Source organism: Nocardia sp. NPDC004568 (assembly GCF_040609955.1).
GTDB lineage: Bacteria > Actinomycetota > Actinomycetes > Mycobacteriales > Mycobacteriaceae > Nocardia.
On the sequence record NZ_JBEXLL010000139.1, the window covers coordinates 1 to 7,884 of the forward strand.

Annotated in this window: 8 protein-coding genes; 4 read left to right on the top strand and 4 right to left on the bottom strand. The window is 69.9% G+C overall.

All coding sequences use genetic code 11. From position 1 onward, the window contains the following. Positions 1 to 57: 57 nt before the first annotated feature. Positions 58 to 966: an NAD(P)H-binding protein gene (locus ABZV91_RS31590; protein WP_355249386.1), complete on the bottom strand. Its 909-nt coding sequence runs from the start codon at positions 964 to 966 to the stop codon at positions 58 to 60. Between the two features lie 127 nt (positions 967 to 1,093). Between ABZV91_RS31590 and ABZV91_RS31595 the strand changes: the two genes are divergently transcribed. Together ABZV91_RS31595 and ABZV91_RS31600 are read left to right on the top strand one after the other, a co-directional pair. Then, positions 1,094 to 1,576 (top strand): MarR family transcriptional regulator, encoded by a 483-nt coding sequence (locus ABZV91_RS31595; protein WP_355249387.1) that lies wholly within the window; start codon positions 1,094 to 1,096, stop codon positions 1,574 to 1,576. Positions 1,577 to 1,754: 178 nt separating this feature from the next. Further along, complete coding sequence (locus ABZV91_RS31600) at positions 1,755 to 2,888, top strand: MFS transporter (RefSeq protein WP_355249393.1); 1,134 nt, start codon at positions 1,755 to 1,757, stop codon at positions 2,886 to 2,888. Positions 2,889 to 2,987: 99 nt separating this feature from the next. Here the strand turns inward: ABZV91_RS31600 and ABZV91_RS31605 are convergent, their stop codons facing one another. After that, a complete protein-coding gene (locus ABZV91_RS31605; RefSeq protein WP_355249388.1) occupies positions 2,988 to 4,409 on the bottom strand; it encodes a hypothetical protein in 1,422 nt (473 codons plus the stop codon). A 251-nt stretch (positions 4,410 to 4,660) separates the two neighbouring features. On the opposite strand from ABZV91_RS31605, the gene ABZV91_RS31610 reads away from it, so the two are divergent. After that, entirely contained in the window at positions 4,661 to 5,707 is a 1,047-nt protein-coding gene (locus ABZV91_RS31610) for a YdcF family protein (RefSeq protein ID WP_355249389.1), read from the top strand. A 57-nt stretch (positions 5,708 to 5,764) separates the two neighbouring features. On the opposite strand, the gene ABZV91_RS31615 is transcribed toward ABZV91_RS31610, so the two are convergent. Then, complete coding sequence (locus ABZV91_RS31615; RefSeq protein ID WP_355249390.1) at positions 5,765 to 6,214, bottom strand: hypothetical protein; 450 nt, start codon at positions 6,212 to 6,214, stop codon at positions 5,765 to 5,767. 52 nt (positions 6,215 to 6,266) lie between these two features. Beyond that, positions 6,267 to 7,244, bottom strand: a complete 978-nt coding sequence (locus ABZV91_RS31620; RefSeq protein WP_355249391.1) for an oxidoreductase — start codon at positions 7,242 to 7,244, stop codon at positions 6,267 to 6,269. Between the two features lie 55 nt (positions 7,245 to 7,299). Between ABZV91_RS31620 and ABZV91_RS31625 the strand changes: the two genes are divergently transcribed. Then, entirely contained in the window at positions 7,300 to 7,707 is a 408-nt protein-coding gene (locus ABZV91_RS31625) for a MerR family transcriptional regulator (RefSeq protein WP_355249392.1), read from the top strand. Positions 7,708 to 7,884 lie beyond the last annotated feature (177 nt).

Sequence of the window (7,884 nt, forward strand, 5' to 3'; positions counted from 1 at the left end):
TGCCGCGATCTGGCACAACCACACGATCGGCGCACCGGTCACCCGGTCACTGATCGCCTACGACCATTGACCAGGGTTTGGACTTACTCGTCTAGACGAGACCACGGCGATCCGGTGTACCCCATGCCGGTTCATGGCGGCGACGATAGTGGCCACGCCGGCCGAATAGGTGGTGATCGGTTTCCGGCTGAACGGCACTCCGAGTGTCGAGAGGACGGCATCGGCACCCGAGACCGCCCGCGCTACGGCGGCCGGGTCGTAGACGTCGCCGCCGATCGTGGTCAGCCGATCGTGGGCGATGGGGAACTCGCCGGGCCGGCGGGTGAAGGCGACGATATCGTGCCCGGATTCGAGTGCTTGACCGGTGAGCAGCCGTCCGGTGGGACCGTTGGCGCCGAAGATGACGATTCGCATGATCTCTTCCTCTGGGGGTTGTAGGCGGTTCAGCGAGTGCGGGGGAGCGGGCGCGGCGGGAGCAGCAGGATGCCGAACGCGATGGTCGCCGCGATGGTGCGGACCGCATGGGCGCCCTGCCAGCGGTCGCGCACGGCGGACCAGTCGGCCGGGATCCCGTGGTCGGCCCAGCCATGCTTGCTGGGCGTTGACGGGCAGGTTGATCCCGATACTGATCAGCGCGACGACCGCCAGCAGAGTCGCGGCGGCCGCGAACGAGATCCAGGCCCGGCCGGCGCGGTAGGCCGTCACCGCGAGAGCGGCGGCGAGACACAGGGCCGGGAGGAGGGTGAGGCTCGCGAGGAGATCGAGGCGATCCAGCTCCACCGATCTGACGAGTGTGTAGGTGACGGCATCGGCCGTCCGGAGCGAGGACTCCAAAACCAGCACGCCGAGCAGGAAACCGGCGAACAAACCGGCGAGAAGACGAATGGCGAAGCGGAGGACGGCGATGAGCCGGGTGTCCCGGGGTGGGGCGGTCGGGTCCGGTGGCGCTGCCAGGTGGCTGATCATAATTCTCTCCCGGAGCTCATAAGGTATGAAATCAATATATTACGTGACTCGTAATATAAGTGCCAGGGATGATCGTGTCGGTGTATCGGCCCCGTACCATCGGAGTTCCAGATCATGTGAGGGGTATATGACCGAGGCGGATCCGGGAGCGACCCGGCAGCGCAGACAATTGACCACCGCCGTGAAGAGTTCGCTGCGGGAACTGCGGGTGGCGCTCGCCCTGTTGAACCATCGGGTCGGCACCCGAGTGGAACTCAAAGACGTCGATCTCGACTGCCTGGACATCCTCGGGAGGCAGGGTCCGCTCAGTCCGAGCGGCCTGGCGCGACTGGCCGGCCTGCACCCCGCCACGATCACCGGAATACTCGATCGGCTGGAACGTGGCGGCTGGGTCGTGCGGGAACGCGCCGCGGGCGATCGGCGTGCGGTGAACATCCGGATCGTGCCCGGCCGCAATGCCGAAATCTTCCGGCAGTACGCCGGTATGAACGCGCTCATGGACGAGCTCTGCGACGGCTACACCGATACCGAACTCCAGGTGATCGCCGATTTCCTGCGCCGGGCCGGCGCGGCCGGGCAGCTGGCCACCGACCGCCTCACCTCGGAATAAGCCTTTCGCACCGGACATATCGGTCACCGCGGTCGCTGGCCGGGTGCCTCAACTCACAACTGTGCGCGGAACCCTGCCCGGGCGCCGCCTGTTGCACCAGAGCGTGACTTCCACCGCTACCACCACGGCGAGCGCGGCTCCCGCCGCGCCCACCCGCACCGGCTGGCACATACCGGCGATGCTGGCCCTCGCGCTCGGCGGCTTCGGTATCGGTACCACCGAATTCGTGACCATGGGGCTGCTCCCCGATATCGCCGGCGCTTTCTCGGTATCCGAGCCGACCGCCGGGCACGCGGTCTCCGCCTACGCGCTCGGAGTGGTGGTCGGCGCGCCGGTGATCGCGGCCGCCTGCGCGAAGGTGGAGCGAAAGCCGCTGCTGGTCGTGCTCATGGCGGCTTTCGCGATCGGCAACCTCGCCTCGGCGCTCGCGCCGAACTTCGCCACCATGGTCGCCGCCCGGTTCGTCTCCGGGCTCCCGCACTGCGCCTACTTCGGCGTCGCCTCGCTGGCGGCCGCGACTTTGGCGCCGGCCGGGCAGCGCGCCAAGGCAGTGGCCGCGGTGATGCTCGGTTTGAGCACCGCCAATGTGGTCGGGGTCCCGGCGGCGACCTGGCTGGGTCAGCATCTCGGGTGGCGCAGCGCTTTCGTGGTGGTCGCCGTGATCGGGGTGGCCACGGTGGCCGCACTGCTGCGTTTCGTGCCGCCGCTGACGGCGATCGTGACCACCGATCCGCTCACCGAACTCGGCGCCCTTCGCCGGCCGCAGGTCCTGCTCACCCTGGCGGTGGGCGCCATCGGCTTCGGTGGCATGTTCGCCGTCTACACCTACGTGAGCACGACCCTCACCGATGTCGCGGGGATGGGAGCGGGCCTGGTGCCGCTGGTGCTCGCGCTCTTCGGCGTCGGTATGGTGCTGGGCAATATCGGTGGCGGTGTGCTCGCAGATCGTGGGGTGGACCGGTCGATCTTCGTGGCCATGGGCGCCATGATGGTCGTACTGCTCGGCTTCGTCGCCGCGGCCCACAATCCGATCACCGCCGGGATCGGTGCCCTGCTGGTGGGCGCCACCGGCGCCGCGCTGGCTCCCGGACTACAGACCCGGTTGATGGATGTGGCCGCCGACGCGCAGACCCTGGCCGCGACCCTCAACCACGCGGCCCTCAATATCGCGAACGCCGCCGGTGCCTGGCTGGGCGGTCTGGTGATCGCGGCCGGTTACGGCTATACGGCGCCGGCACTGGTCGGCGCGGGTCTGGCCGCTCTCGGTGTCGCGCTGTTCACCGTGACCGTGTGGGCCGCCCGCCGCTCCTGACCTGCTGGAACCGGACCCGCCACTGCGGCACCGCGGCTGCGGCACCGTCGACCCGGGGCCATTCACCTCGGCGACCGATCCACCTGCCCCGGCGTGTACTCAAGGCGCGATCCGCAGCATCCGTCCGACGGTGGCCTGCCAATACGAACGATCGGGGCCGATGGTTCCGGTGAGTTGCAGGGGCTCGTCCAGCGGCGCGACACCCACCGCGCGATGTGCCCGCGGCTCGCCGGTGCCGAAATCCACCGCCGTGTAGTACACCGGACCCACCTGCTGGATTCCGCCACCGGGTGGGAGCGGCCCGTAGGAGAGCCCGTAGATCAGGCCGTCCGCGCGCGACAGGCGAGGCAGCGAGGCCATCCGATCTCCGGTTTTCCAGATCCGCCGGCACCCGGTCGCCGACACATCGATGCGGGTCATACCGCCGGTGAACGCCGCGTTCGGTGGGTCACTGGGACCCGATGTCGCGCCCGGGGGATAGCCGAACCCGTAGGTGCTGGGGATCACCAGGGAGTCGCCCCAGGCCATCGGCGAGTTCTCGGTGCCCTGCCCGGAGGTCCCGAAGGCGGGGGTCCGGCAGACCTGCGCTCCGTCGTCGGCGCGGTAGACGATCAGGTCCGGATGTTCGGCATCGTCGACGATCGCCACCCATTCGTCGCCGCCGGGACCGAAATAGGTCGGCGTGGTCCCGGACCCGGGTCCGAGCTGGCCGGGTTTGCGTACCGTGCCCGCCGCGTAGGGCTGCCGCCAGACCACCTCGGGCACACCGGAGGTCCCGGCCCGCATCTCGTAGAGCGCGTGCGTGGTGAGTACCGAGGTGCCGTCGCGGCGCACGCTCAGCCCGTTGGTGAGTTTCTCGCCGTCCGGCAGCCGGGTCGTCGCCGCGCGACCGGTGGAGTCGACGGTGCCGATCACGCCGCCGGTGCTGGCGAACCAGAGGCGGCCCCGGTAGTCGGGCGCCACACCGGTGATGGCGTCGCCGCTCGGAATACTGCCCGCGATATCGACTCGCTCGTCGACGAACAGCTCCCAGCGGTCCGCGGCGGCGCGCCGGTGCCCGACCCGGACGATCGCGCCCGACCCGTCGGCGACGACCACGCGGTCGCGGCTGTCGAGGTAGCCGTACACACCGCCCAGCAGACCGCCTTTGGTCAGCTGCAGTGAGGCGACGGGCGCCGCGGAGACCGGGTCGAAGAGTTTCACGGTCGGCACGGCGACCTCCGGCGGGGTGAGTCCGAGGTAGCCGGTACACAGCGCCACCGCCATCCCGTCGGAGGCGACGAATATCGCGCTGCACGCCCCGCCCGGGACGGAGGAGGCGGCGAGCCGCCCGCCCGGCCCGGGCCCGGGGAGCCCGGTGCTGTCGGTGGACGCGAGATCGCCGTGCATCAGCGAGGTTCCGGCCGGCCCGGGCCCGGGGATCGCCGGGTCCGCGGCCGCACCTCCGGCCGCCCCGGCGACCATCAGCACGGACACCGCCACCGGCAACACCCGGCGCACGATTGCGCTGTAGTACCGCATCGACCACATCCCTCCGTCTCGCCGCGCGCATCCGGATCCGTTCCGGCGGGAGGGATCCGGGATCGTGGCGGCGGGGTTCGCCCTGCGGGCAGCATACGGGGGAACGCGGACGACCGAACTCTTTCCCCATGCCTTGCCGAGCCGGGCGCGGCACCGTCCCCCGATCCCGCGGCGAGGCGAACGCCGGGCAACTTTTCGGGTATTCGGCCGGAGTAGTGGCAGTTCCGGCCGTAACGGTGGAGGAGGAGAAAGTGGATCCTGCGGTATTGCTCGTCGCGGGTTGGGCGGCGGGGGTGTTCGGCGCCACCCGGCTCGGCCGCGAGCCGCGCCGGTTGTCCACGGGATTCTTCCTGCTCGCGGCGGTCGCGCTGGTCCTCGCCGGTGCGGGGGCCGCGGTCGCGCGTCTGACCGACCCGTCCGGCCCGGAATCGGTTTCGGCGCTCCTGGGCGCCCTCTTCTCGCTGGGCGTGATGGTGGTGGGCCTCGGGTTGCTCACCAACGGCATCACGGTCGCCCGGCGCGAAGGGCTGCGGCCGATCACCATGACCCCGGTGGTGGTGGGGTTCGGTCTCCTCGTGCTGCCCCTCGTGGCGTTGCTCGCGCTACGGCGCGGACCCGCCGTACCGCACTGGCTGATGCTCGTGGCCGCCACGGCCACCCTGGTGGGTATCTACCTGCTGGCGCATCTGCTCGCCTTCGCCGGTCATGCCGTTCTCTACGGCAAACTCCCGGACGAGCCGGGCGCGGACGCCGTGGTGGTCCTCGGCTGTGGCCTGAACCGGAACCGGGTCACGCCTTTGCTCGCGGCCCGCCTGAACCGAGCACTCCAGGTCTATCGCGCCGAAACAGCGCGCGGCCGGGAACCGGTCCTCGTCACCTCCGGAGGCAAGGGCAGCGACGAGGCACTCAGCGAGGCCGACGCGATGGCCGCCTACCTCGTCGCCGTCGGCGTCGCCGAGACATCGATCCTGCGGGAACGCAGCTCGCGCAATACGGAGGAGAACCTGCGTAACACCGTGGACCTGCTCCGCCGGTACGGGCTCGATACCGCCGAAACCCGAATCACGGTCGTCACCAGTAACTTCCATGTGCTACGCGCCGCGGCCCTGACCCGTCGGCTCGGTATCCGGGCCCAGGTCGTCGGCGCCCGTACGGCGCGCTACTTCATTCCCGCCGCTTTCCTGCGCGAATTCGCGGCCGTCCTGACCACCCACTACCGCCGCACCCACCTGGCGGTGGCCGCCGCCGCGGTGGTGGCCCTCGCCGCGGCCGGGGTCGACGCATACTTGTCCCGGTGAGTTCCCGGTCCTCCGGTTGCCGGCCGAGGCCGGGGACTCCACCCGGGCACTGCCCGGTCAGGTCAGGGAGCGCTCGATCTCGTCCGGGCCGAGGGTGGTTTCGTGAACGGCCAGCCAGAGGTACCGGTTGTCGTCCGGGGCGGCGCTCAGTACCGCGGTCGTCCGGCGATACTCGCTGGTGTCGCCGTCGCGGTGTTCTTCCACGAACCGCACCACGGTGAGATCGGCCGACGCGCAGACCGTCTCGACCTCCGATATCTCGATGACCAGACCGGGGCGACTGTTGCGGGCCCGGTGCAGACCCGCGAGCAGTTCGGTTTTCCGCAGCACCGCGCCCGCGACGGTGACCATCGAGAAATCGTCGTGCTGAGCGGCGGCGAATCCGTCCAGCACCCGGGGAGGCGCGGCTGTACCGAGCCAGGTGGCCAGCAGCGAGTGGACCCGCTCGACCTCCGACCGCGCGTCCAACGGCTCGGTGGTATCGGGTAGATCACTCGTTTCGGTCATATTCGGCACTGTACCGCCCGGACGCGGCCTCGATCGGCACTCGCGTCCGGCCTCATCGGTACCGAGCCGGGGCGTCGGCGAACCCGTCCACTCCGGTGAGTTCGACCGACAGGGCCCACAGCCGGGCCGCGGCCTCCCGATCGGTCGCCCACGGCTTGACACCGCCGACGAGCATATCGTCGTCCCGGGCCGCTTCGGCGATATCGCAGTCCTGGCAGTACGCGCCGCCATGGCCGTCCAACAGCGGCGAGGTGGCCGCCCACACCGCGGTGGCCGCTCCCTGCGCCGGGGTCTTGAAACCCGGTGCGACGCGGCCGTCGTCGGTGAGCCAGCCCTGAGCGATCTGCGCGGACCGGGGAATACGCCGCTGCAACGGTGTGAGGATACTGCCCGGGTGTACCGCGAATGCGTGCACTCCCTCGGTGGCACCGAGTTCGTCGAGGTGCACAGCGAACAGTGCGTTGGCGGTTTTGGACTGTCCATATGCGGCCCAGTGATCGTAGTCGTGCCGGAAATGCGGGTCGTCCCAGCGGATGCCGGAGAGGAAATGTCCGGATGACGACACCGAGACGACCCGCGCGCCGGTGCGGGCGAACGCGGGCCGCAGCGCGGTGATCAGCGCGAAGTGGCCGAGATGGTTGATGGCGAAATGTGCCTCCCATCCGGGCCCGATGTGCCGGACCGGATAGGCCATCACGCCCGCGTTACCGATCACGATATCGAGGACCGGACCCTTCTGCCTGAATTGCTCGGCGAAACTCCGGATGTTGTCGGGGTCGGCCAGATCCAGTGGCAGCACCCGGGTGCGCGGGACGTCCCGGAGAGCCGCGGCGGCCACCGCGGGTCGGCGCGCGGGCACGATCACCTGTGCTCCCGCCCGGGCGAGTGCGGCGGTGGCCGCCAGGCCGAGACCCGAGTATCCGCCGGTGATCAAGACGTTGCGGCCGGTGAGATCGAGACCCGCCAGGACGTCGTCGGCGGTGCTGTGCGGGCCGAACCCGGAGCTGAGCTTGTGCTGTGTCGTGGTCATGCGACGGAGGTCAGGATCTAGAGCGCGATCTAGGTCAAGCTATGAGGGTCGGTGTATGAGCGAACTGTCCATCGGAGACGTGGCCAAGGCGCCCGGTCTGGGGATCCACGCATTGCGCTTCTTCGAACGAGAGAAGCTTTTCCTGCGGCCGATTCCGCGTACGGCGGGCGGGCGTCGGGTCTACGACACCGCCGATGTGGAATGGCTGCTGCTGTGCAAGCGGCTGCGCGACTCGGGCATGCCGATCGCTACCGTCCAGAAATTCGCCGGATTGGTCCGGTCCGGGCCGGGAAACGAAGCAGAGCGGTTGGCGTTGCTGGAGGAGCACCAGCAGTCGGTCGAGGACAAGATGGCCGAGCTCAGGGCGAGCCTCGAGATCATTCGCGACAAGGTCGGCACCTACCGGGAACATATGGCGGAAGGGACCGCGGCGGGCCTCTGGTCTCCCACGCGCCGGGCGTAGGGCCACCGATCCCCGCCGCGCCCTGCCGCATCGCGCGACCGACCGGCGCTCGGGCGCCGTGGTGAGCCCGCGGGCCTGCGGGCGGGGGGGGGGGGGGGCGGCGCCCGCGCGGGGGGGGGGGGGGGGGGGCTGGGCCAACCGCCGAAAAAAAAGAAACAAAACCCGAAGAACGAAATG

Bases quoted from the DNA above. Each gene is read 5' to 3' on its own strand.
- ABZV91_RS31590 (WP_355249386.1), bottom strand. From the start codon at position 966: ATGATCAGCCACCTGGCAGCGCCACCGGACCCGACCGCCCCACCCCGG.
- ABZV91_RS31595 (WP_355249387.1), top strand. From the start codon at position 1,094: ATGACCGAGGCGGATCCGGGAGCGACCCGGCAGCGCAGACAATTGACC.
- ABZV91_RS31600 (WP_355249393.1), top strand. From the start codon at position 1,755: ATGCTGGCCCTCGCGCTCGGCGGCTTCGGTATCGGTACCACCGAATTC.
- ABZV91_RS31605 (WP_355249388.1), bottom strand. From the start codon at position 4,409: ATGCGGTACTACAGCGCAATCGTGCGCCGGGTGTTGCCGGTGGCGGTG.
- ABZV91_RS31615 (WP_355249390.1), bottom strand. From the start codon at position 6,214: ATGACCGAAACGAGTGATCTACCCGATACCACCGAGCCGTTGGACGCG.
- ABZV91_RS31620 (WP_355249391.1), bottom strand. From the start codon at position 7,244: ATGACCACGACACAGCACAAGCTCAGCTCCGGGTTCGGCCCGCACAGC.
- ABZV91_RS31625 (WP_355249392.1), top strand. From the start codon at position 7,300: ATGAGCGAACTGTCCATCGGAGACGTGGCCAAGGCGCCCGGTCTGGGG.